The sequence below is a fragment of the Rhodococcus sp. NPDC056506 genome, assembly GCF_042794945.1.
In the GTDB taxonomy this organism is placed as follows: domain Bacteria; phylum Actinomycetota; class Actinomycetes; order Mycobacteriales; family Mycobacteriaceae; genus Rhodococcus_F.
Window position 1 is genome coordinate 59,620 of the sequence record NZ_JBHTSW010000006.1, and the last position, 16,193, is coordinate 75,812.

General features: G+C 63.5%; 16 protein-coding genes. 8 read left to right on the plus strand and 8 right to left on the minus strand.

Annotated features, from left to right (window positions below):
- The first annotated feature begins 2 nt into the window (after window positions 1-2).
- Together ACFQ6H_RS07995 and ACFQ6H_RS08000 are read left to right on the plus strand one after the other, a co-directional pair.
- Window positions 3-932 carry an NAD(P)H-dependent flavin oxidoreductase gene (locus ACFQ6H_RS07995; RefSeq protein ID WP_378645222.1) on the plus strand — a complete coding sequence of 310 codons (930 nt, stop codon included), beginning with the start codon at window positions 3-5 and terminating at the stop codon, window positions 930-932.
- Between the two features lie 71 nt (window positions 933-1,003).
- Window positions 1,004-1,993: an ABC transporter substrate-binding protein gene (locus ACFQ6H_RS08000; protein WP_378645225.1), complete on the plus strand. Its 990-nt coding sequence runs from the start codon at window positions 1,004-1,006 to the stop codon at window positions 1,991-1,993.
- Window positions 1,994-2,050: 57 nt separating this feature from the next.
- On the opposite strand, the gene ACFQ6H_RS08005 is transcribed toward ACFQ6H_RS08000, so the two are convergent.
- Window positions 2,051-4,009 (minus strand): glycoside hydrolase family 15 protein, encoded by a 1,959-nt coding sequence (locus ACFQ6H_RS08005; protein WP_063316226.1) that lies wholly within the window; start codon window positions 4,007-4,009, stop codon window positions 2,051-2,053.
- An 82-nt stretch (window positions 4,010-4,091) separates the two neighbouring features.
- On the opposite strand from ACFQ6H_RS08005, the gene ACFQ6H_RS08010 reads away from it, so the two are divergent.
- The 6 genes from ACFQ6H_RS08010 to ACFQ6H_RS08035 all read left to right on the plus strand — a co-directional run bounded on the left by ACFQ6H_RS08010 (window position 4,092) and on the right by ACFQ6H_RS08035 (window position 8,448).
- A complete protein-coding gene (locus tag ACFQ6H_RS08010) occupies window positions 4,092-4,298 on the plus strand; it encodes a hypothetical protein (protein ID WP_019749040.1) in 207 nt (68 codons plus the stop codon).
- 123 nt (window positions 4,299-4,421) lie between these two features.
- Window positions 4,422-4,511 carry an Ms4533A family Cys-rich leader peptide gene (locus ACFQ6H_RS08015; protein ID WP_309599318.1) on the plus strand — a complete coding sequence of 30 codons (90 nt, stop codon included), beginning with the start codon at window positions 4,422-4,424 and terminating at the stop codon, window positions 4,509-4,511.
- Window positions 4,512-4,711: 200 nt separating this feature from the next.
- Window positions 4,712-5,743, plus strand: a complete 1,032-nt coding sequence (locus ACFQ6H_RS08020; RefSeq protein ID WP_003944569.1) for a sulfate ABC transporter substrate-binding protein — start codon at window positions 4,712-4,714, stop codon at window positions 5,741-5,743.
- A 7-nt stretch (window positions 5,744-5,750) separates the two neighbouring features.
- On the plus strand, window positions 5,751-6,599 hold the full coding sequence (cysT, locus tag ACFQ6H_RS08025) for a sulfate ABC transporter permease subunit CysT (protein WP_378546783.1): 849 nt from the start codon (window positions 5,751-5,753) through the stop codon (window positions 6,597-6,599).
- Window positions 6,596-7,402 (plus strand): sulfate ABC transporter permease subunit CysW, encoded by an 807-nt coding sequence (gene cysW, locus ACFQ6H_RS08030; RefSeq protein ID WP_378645228.1) that lies wholly within the window; start codon window positions 6,596-6,598, stop codon window positions 7,400-7,402. The genes cysT and cysW overlap by 4 nt, the downstream gene beginning before the upstream one ends.
- Window positions 7,399-8,448, plus strand: coding sequence for a sulfate/molybdate ABC transporter ATP-binding protein (locus ACFQ6H_RS08035; RefSeq protein WP_378645231.1), 1,050 nt, complete (start codon window positions 7,399-7,401; stop codon window positions 8,446-8,448). The genes cysW and ACFQ6H_RS08035 overlap by 4 nt, the downstream gene beginning before the upstream one ends.
- A 138-nt stretch (window positions 8,449-8,586) precedes the next feature.
- Here ACFQ6H_RS08035 and ACFQ6H_RS08040 read toward each other — a convergent pair whose 3' ends face one another.
- From ACFQ6H_RS08040 to ACFQ6H_RS08070, 7 genes are all read right to left on the minus strand, one after another.
- Window positions 8,587-9,483 carry a universal stress protein gene (locus tag ACFQ6H_RS08040; RefSeq protein ID WP_378538139.1) on the minus strand — a complete coding sequence of 299 codons (897 nt, stop codon included), beginning with the start codon at window positions 9,481-9,483 and terminating at the stop codon, window positions 8,587-8,589.
- Window positions 9,484-9,538: 55 nt separating this feature from the next.
- On the minus strand, window positions 9,539-10,315 hold the full coding sequence (locus tag ACFQ6H_RS08045; RefSeq protein WP_378645234.1) for a DUF998 domain-containing protein: 777 nt from the start codon (window positions 10,313-10,315) through the stop codon (window positions 9,539-9,541).
- Between the two features lie 94 nt (window positions 10,316-10,409).
- The gene (locus ACFQ6H_RS08050) at window positions 10,410-11,165 is read right to left on the minus strand and encodes a sirohydrochlorin chelatase (RefSeq protein ID WP_378645237.1); all 756 of its coding nucleotides are present in this window, start codon (window positions 11,163-11,165) and stop codon (window positions 10,410-10,412) included.
- Window positions 11,166-11,169: 4 nt separating this feature from the next.
- Window positions 11,170-12,456 (minus strand): sulfate adenylyltransferase subunit 1, encoded by a 1,287-nt coding sequence (locus ACFQ6H_RS08055; RefSeq protein ID WP_020969973.1) that lies wholly within the window; start codon window positions 12,454-12,456, stop codon window positions 11,170-11,172.
- Window positions 12,456-13,391 (minus strand): sulfate adenylyltransferase subunit CysD, encoded by a 936-nt coding sequence (cysD, locus tag ACFQ6H_RS08060; protein WP_007731054.1) that lies wholly within the window; start codon window positions 13,389-13,391, stop codon window positions 12,456-12,458. Before cysD ends, ACFQ6H_RS08055 begins: the two co-directional genes overlap by 1 nt.
- Window positions 13,388-14,101, minus strand: coding sequence for a phosphoadenylyl-sulfate reductase (locus ACFQ6H_RS08065; protein WP_378447884.1), 714 nt, complete (start codon window positions 14,099-14,101; stop codon window positions 13,388-13,390). The genes cysD and ACFQ6H_RS08065 overlap by 4 nt, the downstream gene beginning before the upstream one ends.
- Window positions 14,098-15,828, minus strand: a complete 1,731-nt coding sequence (locus ACFQ6H_RS08070) for a nitrite/sulfite reductase (protein ID WP_019749031.1) — start codon at window positions 15,826-15,828, stop codon at window positions 14,098-14,100. The genes ACFQ6H_RS08065 and ACFQ6H_RS08070 overlap by 4 nt, the downstream gene beginning before the upstream one ends.
- Window positions 15,829-16,193: the final 365 nt, after the last annotated feature.

Sequence of the window (16,193 nt, forward strand, 5' to 3'; positions counted from 1 at the left end):
GCATGGTCACCACCTGGTTGTCCCGAGAGTTCGGAATCGAAATCCCCGTTCTCGGGGCGCCCATGGGTGGCCGCGCCGGCGGTGCGCTCGCCGGAGCCGTCTCGGCTGCCGGTGGTTTGGGTCTACTGGGCGCAGCCCGCTACAACACACCGGAGTGGATCGAGGCCGAAGCCGAGGTTGCCCGGTCGATCGGCGGAAGATTCGGCGTCGGCCTGATGACGTGGTCGCTGCCCGAGAACGAGCTGATGCTCGACGCCGCGATTGCCGTCGCACCGACCATGGTCACCTTGTCGTTCGGGGATCCGGCAGCGTACGTCGGACGCATCCACGACGCCGGTATTCCTGTTGTGTCACAGATTAATACGCTCGAAGACCTTCGCATTGTCGAGGCCGCAGGTGTCGACGGCGTGATCGCACAAGGCGGTGAGGCAGGCGGGCACACCGGCCGAATCGGAACTCTGCCGCTGCTGCAGGAGATCCTGGAAGCGACTACGCTTCCGGTGCTCGCAGCCGGCGGTATCGGGACCGGCCGCGGTTTGGCTGCAGTACTGGCAGCCGGTGGCGAAGGCGTGATGATCGGCACGGCGCTGCTCGCCAGCCCGGAGACAGTCGGACCGGACTATGCCCGCGACCGCGTCGTCGAAGCCGGAAGCACCGACACGATCTACACCTCAGTTTTCGACCGTGCCCGAAGTCAGCCGTGGCCGCAGCGGTGGGGTGGCCGCGCGGTGGCCAACGAGTTCACCGCCGCCTGGCACGGAGTCGACGCCGACGAAGAAACGTTGGCAAAGGCGTATGACCCGTCGGATCCGCACAGCGGCGTCGTCTACGCCGGAGAAGCAGTGGGACTCGTGCACGGAACCCATCCGGCCGGCGACGTGGTTCGACGCATCGGCGCCGAAGCGGAGCGTCTGCTCGCTCGTTTCGCCTGAAAAGCAAGGTCGGACACAGACGCGTCCCATATGAGAAGGTAAGCCTCTACTAACTAGTGGAGGAGTATTTCGTGCGTGCGAAGAAGTTCTCGGCGGTGGCTCTTTTGGGAGCACTGGTCGTCGGTATCAGTGGTTGTTCGTCTTCGGACGCCGACGAGATCGCGGACGGTCGGGTCACCACGGTCGACCACAAGTTCGGCGCCACCACGATCACCGGCACACCGACGCGCATTGTCGCGGCCGACACCCAGTGGCTCGACGCCCTGCTCGAACTCGGAATCCAACCGGTGGGGTACCTGGCTGCCGGCCCGATGGGTGACGATCGTGGCCTGTTTCCGTGGGAGAGCGGCGTCGACGCGTCTGCGAAGGAACTCGATCGCTCCGCGATCCAGCAGTTCGGTGTCCCGCTCAAAGTCGAAGAAATTGCAGCCTTGGATCCCGATCTGATTCTCGGTGGGTTCTCCGTCGCCGATCAGGACGATTTTGACCAGTTGAGCAAGATTGCACCGACCATTGCCGGTCTGTCCGAAGTCCAGGTCGATCCGTGGCAGGACCAAGTCGAGATTCTCGGTCGAGTCCTCGACAAGGAGTCGCGGGCCGACGAGATCGTCGAGTCCACGAACGGGCAGATCGATGCGCTCGCACAGCGACAGCCGGGGCTGAAGGGAAAGACGGCACTTCTGTCGCAGTATGTCTTCCCGACGTCTCAGTTGGTGATCGTCGCCGATCCCAAGGACGGTGCTTCGGGACTGTTCACGCGTCTGGGAATGTCGTTGCCGCCCAAGCTGGTCGAAGAGGCCGGTGTGACCGGTGGCCGGCTGATACTCAGTCCGGAACGGGTCGACGCTCTCAGCGCCGACGTCGTGGTGCTGCTGCCCAACGGCGGGTCGCTGGACGACATGATGAAGCTGCCCGGATTTGCCGACCTGCCTGCAGTGAAGGGTGGCGGATTGGCCATCGTCGACTATCCGACTGTTGCCGGCCTGAACACTCCGTCGTCACTGTCGCTGAAGTACTCGCTCGAATCGATCACGCCGCAGCTCGAAGCGGTCGCCGGCTAGATCTGCTGTGCGCCTTTATTAACCGCCCGCGGTTAATAAAGGCGCACAGCAGGGGGTCTAGGTTGCGTTGTGCGCGGGCTGGAATGCGCCGGCTTCGGCAGCTTCCTCGGCGCGGATCACGTGGACCACGGCGTTGATCAGCGCCAGGTGTGTGAACGCCTGCGGGAAGTTACCCAGATGGCGACCGGTGTGCGCGTCGATCTCTTCCGCGTACAGCTTGAGCGGGCTCGCGAACCCGAGCAGGCGCTCGCACAGATGCTTTGCGCGATCCAGTTCGCCGATCTCGACGAGGGCGGACACCAGCCAGAAGGAACAGATGGTGAACGTGCCTTCCTCGCCGCTCAAGCCGTCGTCGGTGGTGTCGACGCGATAGCGCAGGACCAGCCCCTCCTCGGTGAGCTCGTCGGCGATCGCCAGCACCGTTGCCCGGATGCGCGGATCGTCGGCCGGCAGGAAGCGCAGCAGCGGAGCCAGCAGCAGAGACGCGTCGAGTGAATCGTGCCCGTAGCGCTGTGTCAGAACTCCCCGCGAGTCGACACCGTGCGCGAGGATGTCGGCCTTGATGTCGTCGGCGATGGCCGTCCATTGCTGCGCAAAGCTCTTCTCGCCCTGCATCTCTGCAAGCTTGGCGCCGCGGTCGAGAGCGACCCAGCACATGATCTTCGACGACGTGAAGTGCTGCGGTTCACCGCGCACCTCCCAGATCCCGCGGTCGGGCTGGCGCCAATGCTTGATCGCTTCCTCGACCTGCTTCTTGAGCAGCGGCCACAACGCTTCGGGCACACGCTCGCGGGTACGGATGTGGAGGTACACCGAGTCGAGCATGGTGCCCCAGATGTCGTGCTGCTGTTGATCGAACGCGCCGTTGCCGATCCGCACCGGACGGGCGCCATCGTATCCGGAGAGGTGGTTCAGTTCGGATTCCTCGAGCGTCCGCTCGCCGCCGATGCCGTACATCACCTGCAAGGGGTGCGGCTGACCGTTGTCCGAACTCGACACGTCGTAGATGAAGTTGAAGAAGTCGTTGGCTTCACGGTCCAACCCGAGCGTGTAGAGGCCCCACAATGCGAAGGTGGAATCGCGAACCCATGCGTAGCGGTAGTCCCAGTTACGTTCTCCGCCTGGTGTTTCCGGTAGCGACGTCGTGGAAGCCGCGAGAAGGGCTCCGGTCGGTGCGTAGGTGAGGCCTTTGAGTGTGAGCGCGCTGCGCTGCAGGTATCCGCGCCACGGATGATCGGGGAACTTTCCGATGGTCACCCACTCGCGCCACGACTTGGACGTCTGCCACATCTTGTCGGCGGCCTCGTCGAACGTCTGCGGCGCGGGAAGATCCGACCACGAGAGCGCGACGTAGACGTTGTCGCCTTCGACCAGTCGCGTCCGGGCCCGGGCCTCGCGACCTTCCAGACCCAATCGGAGATCGGTGGTCAAGCGGAGAGTGGGGTGGTCTCCGGGCTTGGCGGAGCGACACGTTGCCGTCGCTTCCTCGTAGACCTTGCCGGTGTACTCCCAATTGGCGGTGCCGCGGTGATAATCGAACGCGGGCTCGCAGCTCATCTCGAGTTCGACGGTGCCGCTGACACATTTGACCGTGCGGAGAAGTGTGTGTTCGGCATCCCAGTCGGTCGGTGTGCGCTTGTGCGTGTTCGATCGTTTGTCGACGTTGTGCCACGGACCGAGAACCAGTGCGTCGCGAACGACGAGCCAGCCGGTCTCCGTCTGCCATGTGGTCTCGAGGATGAGTCCGCCCGGCAGATAGCGTCTGGCTGCGGGTACGTTCTGGCCGTAAGGGCCGATACGGAAATGGCCTGCGCTGCGGTCGAGGATGGCACCGAACACGCTGGGGGAGTCGGGGCGGGGAACGCACATCCACTCGACAGATCCGTTACGGGCAATCAAGCACGAGGTTTCGCAATCGGAAAGAAACGCGTAGTCGTCGATCGGGGGAAAGTTGCTTCGATGGTGACCCGTGGAGGCGGGAGGAATCGTCTGCACCACTTCGTCGTCAGCACTCATTCGGACATCATCCGGCCAGAATCGACACACGTCCAATCCACACGCTGTAGGGACCGTTTCGGTCGAAGGATAGGGTGTTGACGTGGATCGGATTGCGGATTGGTGGGACAGCTTCGAGCTGTGGATGGCGGGGCTCCCGTTCATCCCGCAGGTCGCGTTGGTCCTGATCGTCGTCGTTCCGCTGTGCCGCCTGGTGGCCGTCGGTCTGGATCGCGCTTTGGCTGCCGTACTCGCTCTGCCGCTCTTCGGCTGGTTGCGTAGGAATTCTCGAGAAGTAGAGGAAAGCTGATGCCCCGCTCACGGGTCACTCTCGCCCTGATAGCCCTGATTCTCCTCGTGATCGTCGCGTGGCTTCTCACCCGTTAGTTCTCCCGATTAGAGCGGGCGCCGGTGCTCTGCTAAAGTCCACCGCGTGTCCGAAGCAACAGCTCCCGTAATCCGCCACCAGTTGGCGTTGATTGCTGTCGGCATGCTCGACGTCGCTGACGTCGCCTGTTGTTGATTTTCTGAGTTCGACCTCTCCGGTGGTGCTGCGCACCCCGTTCGAACTTCACTGCGCGTCACTCGCGCCCCCCGATTCAGGGCTCTTGGCCCGTCGGCTCTCCATGTCTGAACGTCCCGATGGATTCAGCCCCAGAGGTCTCGGACTTTTGTGATTTAGTCAACCACTCTCTTGTCAGTCCTTTCAGGAAGGTATCTGCAATGAAACGCCGTTCCCGCACACTTCTCACCGCTATCGCGACCATGGGGGCCGTGGTACTCACAGCGTGCAGTGGTGGCTCGAGCGACACCGTGGGTGGTGACAGCGCTGCCAGCGACGGTAGCGCCGGCACGATCAACCTGTTCGCCTACGCCGTGCCGAAGCCCGGCTTCGACAAGCTCACCGCAGCCTTCCAGGCGACCGACGAGGGCAAGAACGTCAACTTCAATCCTTCGTACGGCGCCTCGGGCGACCAGTCGCGCAAGGTGAAGGACGGTGCCGAAGCCGACTTCGTCAACTTCTCCGTCGAGCCTGACATCACCCGCCTGGTCGATGCCGGTCTGGTCGATCAGAACTGGAACCAGGACGCCTACAACGGAATTCCGTTCGGATCGGTGGTCACCATCGTGACCCGTCCGGGCAATCCGAAGGGCATCAAGGACTGGGACGACCTGCTGCAGCCCGGCCTCGAGGTCGTCACGCCGAACCCGTTCAGTTCAGGCTCGGCCAAGTGGAACCTCTTGGCGCCCTACGCCGCAAAGAGCGACGGTGGCAAGAACCCGCAAGCGGGCCTCGACTACGTCACCGCCTTGGTCAATGATCACGTCAAGATCCAGCCCAAGTCGGGACGCGAGGCTTCGGAAGCCTTCCTTCAGGGCAGCGGCGACGTTCTGATCAGCTACGAGAACGAGGCTCTGTTCATCGAGGGCAACGGCGACCCGGTCGAGCACGTCACCCCGCCCACGACCTTCAAGATCGAGAACCCGGTTGCCGTGATCTCGAACAGCAAGGTCCTCGACAAGGCGACCGCGTTCAAGGACTACCTCTACACGACCGAGGGTCAGACGCTCTGGGCCGAAGCAGGATTCCGTCCCGTCGATCCCGCCGTCGCTGCCAAGTTCACCGACAAGTTCCCCGAGCCGACCAAGCTGTGGACCATCGCAGACCTCGGTGGCTGGAAGGCCGTGGACAGTGCACTGTTCACCAAGGACACCGGTTCGATCGCAGTGATCTACGACAACGCGACCAAGTAAGACTGACGTGACTGACACTATTGACCCCACCCCCGTGGCTCGTCGGCGAAAACTCGCGCGGGTCACGGGGAGTGTGGGGCCGCTCGGAATCGGAGTAGCCACTCTGTGGCTCTCCGTGATCGTTCTGCTTCCGCTCGCCGCGTTGACCGCCACCGCGTTCGACGAGGGGATCTCCGGATTCTGGGACGCTGTCACTGCACCAGTTGCCTTGGCGTCACTGCGCGTGACATTGCTCGTCTCGGTGATCGTGGCACTGATCAACGTCGTGATGGGCACGATCATCGCGTGGGTGCTGGTCCGCGACGACTTCCCGGGCAAGCGCATCGTCAACTCGATGATCGACCTGCCGTTCGCGTTGCCGACAATCGTGGCGTCGATCGTGCTGTTGTCCCTCTACGGCCCGCAGTCGCCGATCGACATCCACCTCAACGCAACTCAGCCTGGTCTGATCGTGGCGCTGGCTTTCGTGACCTTGCCGTTCGTCGTTCGCTCTGTGCAGCCGGTGCTGATGGAGGTCGACCGTGAGGTCGAGGAAGCCGCTGCATCGTTGGGCGCGTCCAATTGGACGATCTTTCGCTCCGTCGTTCTTCCGACGTTGGCGCCCGCCGTCATCTCGGGTGCGGGACTGGCGTTCGCCCGAGCGATCGGCGAGTACGGTTCGGTCGTACTGATCGGCGGCAACATCCCACGAGTGACACAGATGACGTCGCAGTACATTCAGCAGCAGATCGAGATCGATCGTCCGACCAACGCCGCTGCCGTCTCGGTCGTGCTGCTGGTCATCGCATTCGTGACGCTGTTCGTCTTGCGAATCTTCGCTTCGCGCGGACAGCGACGTGAGGAGAGTTCCCGATGAACGTGTCCAGAGGATCGAAGATCGGTCTTCGGACCGTCGCGCTCGTCTACTTGTTCGTGTTGTTGGTCGTGCCGATCGGCGTGATCCTGACACGAACGTTCGAGAACGGAATCGGTCCGTTCTTCGAATCGGTCACGACGCCTGCAGCCGTCTCCGCGCTGAATTTGTCGCTGATCATCGTGGCGATCGTGGTCCCGATCAACGTTGTGTTCGGTGTCGTCACCGCACTCGCCTTAGTCCGTGGTCGGTTCCCTGGCCGTGGAGTTCTGCAGTCGGTAGTCGACCTGCCGTTCGCGGTTTCGCCCGTCGTCGTCGGTGTGTCCTTGATCCTTCTCTGGGGCGCCAACGGCTGGTTCGGCGGGATCGAATCGTTGGGGTTCAAGGTCATCTTCGGCTTGCCCGGCATGGTGATCGCGACCATTTTCGTGACGCTTCCCTTTGTCGTCCGGGAGGTCGAACCCGTCCTGCACGAGATCGGTGACGAGCAGGAACAAGCTGCCGCGACGCTCGGTGCTTCGGGTTGGCAGACGTTCTGGCGGATCACACTGCCCGCGATTCGTTGGGGCCTGACGTACGGAATCGTGTTGACGGTGGCGCGTTCGCTCGGTGAATTCGGCGCAGTCATCATGGTCTCTTCCGGTTTCCCGGGGGTATCTCAGACGCTGACGTTGCTGGTGCATTCGCGATACATCGACGACCACAACACCTTTGGTGCGTATTCGGCGGCAACGCTGCTGATGGGCATCGCCATCATTGTCCTGTTGCTGATGACGCTGCTGGACCGTAAGAGGAGCACCACATGATCACAGTGACCGGGGCCCGCAAGAACTACGGTGATTTCGCGGCACTCGACGACGTGACGGTCAACATTCCTTCGGGTTCGTTGACGGCATTGCTGGGGCCCAGTGGCTCGGGAAAGTCGACTTTGCTGCGTTCGATCGCCGGGCTCGAAGAACTCGATTCGGGAACCATCACCATCGCAGGCAAGGACGTCACCGGCATCTCGCCGCAGAAGCGTGACATCGGTTTCGTGTTCCAGCACTACGCCGCGTTCAAGCACATGACGGTGCGGGACAACGTGGCGTTCGGGCTCAAGATCCGCAAGCGCCCGAAGCCGGAGATCGAGAAGAAGGTCAACGAACTACTGGGGATCGTCGGCCTCGACGGCTTTCAACATCGGTACCCGGCGCAGCTGTCCGGTGGTCAGCGTCAGCGCATGGCGTTGGCGCGCGCTCTGGCTGTCGACCCGCAGGTTCTCCTGCTCGACGAGCCCTTCGGTGCGCTCGACGCGAAGGTCCGTGCCGACCTGCGCACGTGGTTGCGTCGCCTGCACGACGAAGTGCACGTCACCACCGTCCTGGTCACCCACGACCAGGAAGAGGCTCTCGACGTCGCAGACCGGATCGCAGTGCTGAACAAGGGGCGAATCGAGCAGATCGGTGAACCTGCCGACCTGTACGACCGCCCGTCCAACGACTTCGTGATGTCCTTCCTCGGGTCCGTCGCGAAGCTCAACGGGCAGCTGGTTCGTCCGCACGACATCCGCCTCGGCCGCGATCCGAGCATGGCTCTCGCTCAGGAGTTTGGAACGGCCGAGTCCCTCGGCGTCACACGCGCAACCGTCGAGCGCGTCGTGTACCTCGGCTTCGAGGTTCGGGTCGACCTGCGCAACGAGGCAACCGGCGAGCTCTTCTCGGCTCAGGTCACCCGCGGTGACAGTGCAGCGCTGCACCTCGAGGCAGGGGAGACGGTGTACGCCCGGGCAACGCGGGCTCCGGATCTGCCGGAGACCCCGGTGTCGACGCCGGTGCAGGAGCCGGTCACGGTGAGCGTCGTCGGCCAGGTTTGACCTGCTCGCCCTGCTTGCGCTGTCTGCCCTGTTGCACCCCCACCCCTGTTTGAGCGAACGGCACTTTCGGTCTACTGAAGGCGCCGAAAGTGCCGTTCGCTCAGAAAAGAAATGGGGTGGGGCAGCAGCAAGCTGGGTTCAGCCCTCGCGGCAAACGAGGACCGGGCACTGGGCGTGGTGGATCAGGCTCTGACTGGTCGAACCGACTATCGACGCCATGAACGGACTGCGGCCGTGGCTACCGACGACTACGAGCTGCGCCTCCGCTGAATGCTCGAGCAGCGCCTTCATCGGTCCGCTTCGTTGGACGCTTCGGGTGACTTCGACGTCGGGGTACTTCTCGGTCCAACCGGCAAGGCACTCGGACAACAGTGCATGCTCATGCTGTTCGTACGGACCCCAGTCGACGAAGCGCCTGGCTTCGGAATAGCCGCCGAGCGAGGCGTGCTCGTTCCACGTGTGGACCGCCACCAAAGGTGCGCCGAGGAACGCGGCAAACTCGAAAGCATGCGCGACGGCGAGTTCGCTGAGCTTGCTCCCGTCGACGCCGACGACGATGGGCCTGGTGTCGGCCATCGCGTGATCACCCGTTCCTCGGAATACGGCCACGGGACAGTGCGCACGGTTGACCACCCGAATGGTGTCGGATCCGAGAAACACGGACTGCATTTCGCTGGTGCCGGCCTGACCCAGTGCAACGATGCGCGCCGACTTCGAGAGTTCGACGAGTGTGGTTGCGGGAGTACCAGTCACGAGGCCGCGTTCGATGGTGACGTCGGTGTGATCATCACGGATGGCGTCCTCGGCCTCGTCGAGTAATTTTGCACCCTCGACGCGAAGGTGGTGGTCGAACATCTCTTCGTCGGTGACGTTGGTACCTCCACCGGACTCGGGTTGTCCTGGCAGCACGTGGGTCAGGCGAAGTGGTTCGTCGAATCTCTTTGCAGCCGATGCTGCCCACCTCGCGGCGTTGACCGCGCTTGCCGAGCCGTCGATACCGGCCACGATTCCGTGTCGAACAGGTGCACTGGTCATGGAAGTCTCCTCGCGTCGCCTCCTTACCAGTGTGTCCCTGCTCACCCCCGGTTCGCTACAAACTGGTCAGCTCACGTGGTGCGAGAACGTCGGTGGGCACTGCTGCGCGAGATCGGCGCGGGCGCAACGACAACAGAGCGGTGATGAATCCGTTACCGGGCAGTGTCAGTTCCACGTTCTTCAACACGGTTCGGCGCATCAATGCGAGCAGGGCTGCGACGCCGGTGACCGCCATCCACATGGGCAGCGGGTACAGCGTCAGGCGTTCACCCAGGCCGAAGGTGAGGGTTCGTCCGAGAAGCAGTACGGCGCCGACGATTCCGGTGGCCGCGCACAGTCCCGACCACACTGCGATCCACCTACGATGCTGCCAGAAAGATATGGCCATGAGTACGAGAACTGCGTGCCGGGCGACGAAGCCGGGGAGCACGGCAGTCCAGTGAACGAAGGTCCCGTCGTTGGCCGGGAAGAGGCCGGTGGCCGCGGTGCTCAGTGCAACGACGACGGCAAGTCCGAGAATCCACTTCTTCGCACGACCGTCCGGAATGTACTTGTGCAGCAAGGCCGCACCGAGGATGGTGAGCGCACCGAGGATCATGAAAGCTGCGTTCATGACATCGTGCATCGGCGAACACGAATCCACACTGCATGTCGTCACACCGAGCGAACTGATGGAGTCGCGCGCGAAGCTGTACGGCGTCTTCCAGGCGCCGGCCGTGAAGATTTCGACAAGCAGGTAGAGCACCGACAGGACCCATGCGATGCCGGCTGTGCCGAGGCGAAGATTGTGAGTGATGGTGATCCCTCTCGCGGCGCTCTGAGGGGATTGCACCCAAAGATCTGTTTCGCAGGCGAAGGAGGAACCTTCGCGAGCTGGACAGATCCAACACTACGGTAACAATCTGATAACGGCCTGTGAAACCGGATCAGGCGGAGCGGACCAGACGGTCGGGTAGTGCATCAGCGACTTGTCGGTAACGGTCGATCATCGTTTCGATCAGTAGAGAATGCCCACCGATCGTGTCGGCGAAACGCGCGCGCGGACATGCCGTCGCGGCGGCAGCGCTCAGTCGATCGGTCAGTAGGCCGGGAGCCAAGAACCACGGTGCGATGACAACACGTTCGGCGCCGTCCTGCTCGAGTGCGGAGATCGCCTGGGCAACTGTCGGTTCCGCGGATGTCGCGAAACAGATTCGAACGCCCGACCAGTTGGTTCCGCAGAGGAGAGTGGACGCCAATTCTGAGGTCGTGGCATTGGCGCGCGCGTCGGACGAGCCGACTGCCGCAAGTGCGACACCGACCGACGGATCGTCCCGCCGGGCACCCGCTTCGAGAATTCGCTCGCGCACTGCTTCGATCAGCCGAGCATCACGACCCAGTACGTCTGCCTGGAACACGGTCAGCTGGGGGTGGCGTGTCGCGGCAGCGGCCAAGAGCCCGGGCAGATCTACCCGAGCATGGAAGGCCTTGCCCAGCAGCATCGGAACAACAACGGCGTGAGTGTGGCCGTCGTGTGCAACTCCGTCCAGGACCTGATCGACGGACGGTGCATTGAGGTCGAGAAACGCCAGCCGGACATCGAGGTCTGGCCGGGCTTCACGAAGAGCTGCCACAGCAGCCGCGATCACCCGAGCAGAACGGGGATCGCGGCTGCCGTGCGCAACAGCAATGAGCGGAACCATCGACTTAGACGCGCTCGCCCAATTCGACGGCGGAGATGACGTCGCCGACCAGGCCGGCTGCGAGAGTGTTTCCACCCGCGGGATCGATCAGCAGGAAGCTGCCCGTGTGGCGGTTGACGGCGTAGTCGTCAGCCACGATCGGCTCGGCCACCCGGATCGAGATCTTCCCGATCTCGTTGAGCTCGAGAGTGTCCGGGCCCTGATCTGTGGTCAGGTCCTGCTCGTTGAAGCGCTCCACCAAGCTGCCCACGATGGCCTGCGTCGTACGCGTGCCGTGCTTGAGCAGCAGACGTGCGCCGGGGCGCAGCGACTTCTCGGCCAGCCAGCAGACAGTGGCGTCGAATTCGCCGATCGGCTCGGGTGCATCCGACGGCGATGCGATGGTATCGCCGCGGGAGACGTCGACGTCGTCGGCCAAGATCAACGTGACGCTGCGTCCCGCGTGGGCGACGTCCAGTTCGCCGTCGGCCGTGTCGATACGAGTGACGGTGGTGCGCGTACCCGAGGGCAGGATCACCACTTCGTCGCCGGGCACGACGGAACCGGCGGCAACCTGACCGGCGTAGCCGCGGTAGTCGAGGAACTCGGCGGTGCGGGGACGGATCACGTACTGCACCGGGAAACGCAGGCCGACGCGATGCGGCTCGGCGTCGACCGGAATCGACTCGAGGTGCTCGATAAGCGTGGGACCGGTGTAGTACGGGGTCTTGTCCGAGCGGATCGCGACGTTGTCTCCGTGCAGGGCAGACACCGGGATCTCCACGACATCTTCGCTTGCCCAGCCCAGCGAGCTGGTGAGTTCGTTGAACTCGGCGGAGATCGAGGTGAAAACCTCTTCGGGGTTCTCGACGAGGTCGATCTTGTTCACGGCGAGAACCAGCTTCGGAACACCGAGGAGCGCGAGAACCGCTGCGTGCCTACGTGTCTGCGCGATGACACCCTTGCGGGCATCGACCAGCAAGATCACGAGCTGCGCCGTCGAGGCACCGGAGACGGTGTTGCGGGTGTACTGCACGTGGCCCGGTGTATCGGCCAACACGAACGTGCGCTTGGGGGTCGCGAAGTAGCGGTACGCCACGTCGATGGTGATGCCCTGCTCGCGCTCGGCGCGAAGACCGTCCACCAGCAGCGAGAGGTCGGGGGTGTCGAGTCCGCGGTCCACCGACGCGCGGGTGACGGCGTCGATCTGGTCGGCGAGAACGGATTTGGTGTCGTACAACAGACGGCCCACGAGGGTGGACTTTCCGTCGTCGACGCTGCCGGCAGTTGCCAGTCTGAGCAGATCGCTCATCAGAAGTAGCCCTCTCGCTTGCGGTCTTCCATGGCCGCTTCGGAAACTCGGTCGTCGCCACGGGTCGCGCCGCGCTCGGTCAAACGTGATGCCGCAACCTCGGCCAGGATGGCCTCGTTGTCAGCCGCATCGGAGAGGACTGCGCCGGTGGTCGAACCGTCACCGACGGTGCGGTAACGCACCGAAAGGGTCTGCAGCTCTTCACCGTCAGCCGGTCCACCCCAGACGCCGGGCGTCATCCACATGCCGTCGCGCTGGTACACCGGACGCTGGTGGGCGTAGTAGATGCTGGCGAGTTCGACGTTGTCGCGGGCGATGTAACGCCAGATGTCCAGCTCGGTGAAGTTGCTGAGCGGGAAGACTCGCACCTGCTCGCCGGGGGAGTGGCGACCGTTGTACAGGTTCCACAGTTCCGGGCGCTGCTTCTTGGGGTCCCACTGACCGAAAGCGTTGCGCAGCGAGAAGATCCGCTCCTTGGCGCGGGCCCGCTCCTCGTCGCGGCGAGCGCCACCGAAGACGGCGTCGAAGCGGTTCTCGGAGATCGCGTCCAGCAACGGCACGGTCTGCAGCGGGTTGCGGATACCGTCGGGGCGCTCGGTGAGGCGACCGTCCGCGATGTACTCCTCGACGCTCGCCACGTGCAGGCGCAGGTTGTACTTGGCCACCACGTGGTCGCGGAAGTCGAGGACTTCCTGCAGGTTGTGGCCGGTGTCGACGTGCAGCAGGGTGAACGGCAACGGCGCAGGCCAGAAGGCCTTGATCGCCAGGTGCAGCAGCACCGTGGAGTCCTTACCGCCCGAGAAGAGGATGACCGGGCGTTCGAATTCGCCGGCCACCTCTCGGAAGATGTGGATCGCTTCGGACTCGAGGGCGTCGAGAGTGTCGAACTGTGTGCCGTCGAGCTGAGGACGTGAAGGTGTCAAGTCAACTGTCATGATGCGTGCAACCCGCATTCTGTCTTGGAGGCACCGGCCCAACGACCGCTACGCGGATCGCTGCCGGGGGCTGGCTTGCTGGTGCAGGGTGCGCAGCCGATGGACGGATATCCCTCGTCGACAAGAGGATTGACGAGGATGGAATGGGTGTCGATGTAGTTCTGCATCTCCTCGTCCGACCACGGAGCGATCGGGTTGATCTTCACGAGGCCGAAGGCATCGTCGAAGGAGATCAGGGGAGCATTGGCGCGGGTGGGGGCCTCGACCCGGCGGATGCCGGTCACCCATGCGCTGTACCCGGACAGTGTCTGCTTCAGCGGTGCGACCTTGCGCAAAGCGCAGCAGCGGTTGGGATCTCGGGCGAACAGGTCCTTACCCTCAGCGACATCCTGCTCGGCGACGCTTGCCAGCGCACGAGCGTTGATGACGTTGACGCCGTACACCTGCTCGACCGCGTCACGCGTGCCGATGGTTTCGGGGAAGTGGTAGCCGGTGTCGAGGAAGAGTACGTCGACGCCCGGATGCACCTGTGCGGCAAGGTGAACCAGCACGCCATCCTGCATATTCGACGCAACAATGTACGAGTCGCCGAACGTGTCCTCGGTCCACTGCAACAGTTCCTGTGCGTTGGCCCCGTCGAGTTCTACGGCACCGCGCTCGGCGATGGACCGAAGCTCGTCGGCAGTTGCTCGGGAAATGTCCACTGTCATCGCAAATCTCCTTCGTCTGCGCGCACTGCCCATTCGGCGAACCGTTCACCTTCGTTGCGGTTCTTCACGAACTGACGTACGACGCGGTCGATGTAGTCACCCATCTCGACGCTGGTGACCTTGTGCTGGCGCAGCTTGCGTCCGAAGGCGCTGTCGAATCCGAGGCTGCCTCCCAGGTGAACCTGAAAACCCTCGACTTGATTCCCCTCACCGTCGTCGACGAGCTGGCCCTTGAAGCCGATGTCGGCGATCTGGGAGCGAGCGCAGGAGTTGGGGCAACCGTTGATGTTGATGGTGATCGGCACGTCGAGCTGGCTGTTGATGTCGGCGAGACGCTGTTCGAGTTCGGGCACGAGCACCTGCGAACGCTTGCGTGTCTCGGCGAACGAGAGCTTGCAGAACTCGATGCCGGAGCAGGCCATCAGGTTCTTGCGCCAGTGCGACGGACGGGCGGGAAGGCCCAGTGCGTCGAGATCGGCGATGAGCGGCTCGAGGGTCTCGTCGGCGACGTCGAGGATGATCAGCTTCTGGTACGGCGTGAAGCGGATCCGGTCGCTGCCGGCCTTCTCGGCAGCGTCGGCGACCTGAGCCAGGATGTCTCCCGAGACGCGGCCGGCGATCGGAGCGAAACCGACTGCGTTGTGGCCGTTGCGAGTCTTCTGGATGCCGACGTGATCGATCGGGCGCTTGGGCTTCTCCGGCGCCGGGCCGTCGATGAGCGGACGCTTCAGGTACTCGGTCTCGAGAACCTCACGGAACTTTTCGATGCCCCAATCCTTGATCAGGAACTTGAGCCTGGCCTTCGCGCGCAGACGGCGGTAGCCGTAGTCACGGAAGATCGAGACGACACCCTCCCAGACGTCGGGAACCTCGTCGAGCGGGATCCAGGCGCCGACGCGCTGCGCCAGCATCGGGTTGGTGGACAGGCCGCCGCCGACCCAGAGGTCGAGGCCGGGGCCGTGCTCGGGGTGGTTCACGCCGATGAAGGCGATGTCGTTGATCTCGTGAACAACATCCTGCTGACCGGAGATGGCGGTCTTGAACTTGCGCGGCAGGTTGGAGTACTTGGGATCGCCGATGTAGCGGCGCACGATCTCGTCGATCGCCGGAGTGGGGTCGAGGACCTCGTCGAGCGATTCGCCGGCCAGGGGAGAACCGAGGACGACGCGCGGGCAGTCACCACATGCCTCGGTGGTCTTGAGTCCGACGGCTTCGAGGCGCTTCCAGATCTCCGGGACGTTCTCGACTTCGATCCAGTGGAACTGGACGTTCTCGCGGTCCGACAGGTCGGCGGTGTTCCGGCCGAATTCCTTCGAGATACCGGCGATGGTGCGCAGCTGCTCGACGTTCAGCGCGCCGGCGTCGCAACGCACACGCATCATGAAGTACTTGGCCTCGAGCAGATCGATGTTCTCGTCGCCGGTGAAAGTGCCGTCGTAGCCTTCCTCGCGCTGAGTGTAGAGACCCCACCAGCGGAAGCGGCCGCGCAGATCACCCTTGTCGATGCTGTCGAAACCCTGCTTGGAGTAGATGTTCTCGATGCGGGCCCGAACGTTGAGCGGGTTGTCGTCCTTCTTGGCCTGCTCGTTGGCGTTGAGCGGTTCGCGGTAGCCGAGGGCCCACTGACCTTCGGCGCGACGCTTGGCAGGACGTGCGGCGCGGGCGGGCCGAGCTTCGGCGGGTGCTGCCGAATCGGCGGGTGTGGCGGCGTCGGTGGTCGACGTCATCGATGAACTCCTGGATCTGGGCGGTTGATCGGCACGCGGCACGCACTAGCGATGAACTGTGGCGGTGTCTGATCGGGACGCACCGGTCCGTGTCGGAAATCGAGGGGGCTGTCCTCGGTCTCGGAAAGCTCGCGGCCGGCAGGTGTGCTCACGAAAACGAACAGCTGGAGGAGCCGTCTCTGGAAGAGCTGTTTCGGTGAAGCAGATGGAGATGAGCGGGAAAGGCTGGAAGATCAGTGAAGGATCAACAGCTACACAGGTGCAGACACGACGAGCTGCACACACGCTTGAAGTCGACATGGCGACGCGCCACAAGTCGCACTCCGAGTCCGGTCATGCGGACCATTGTGCCACGTCAACTCGAT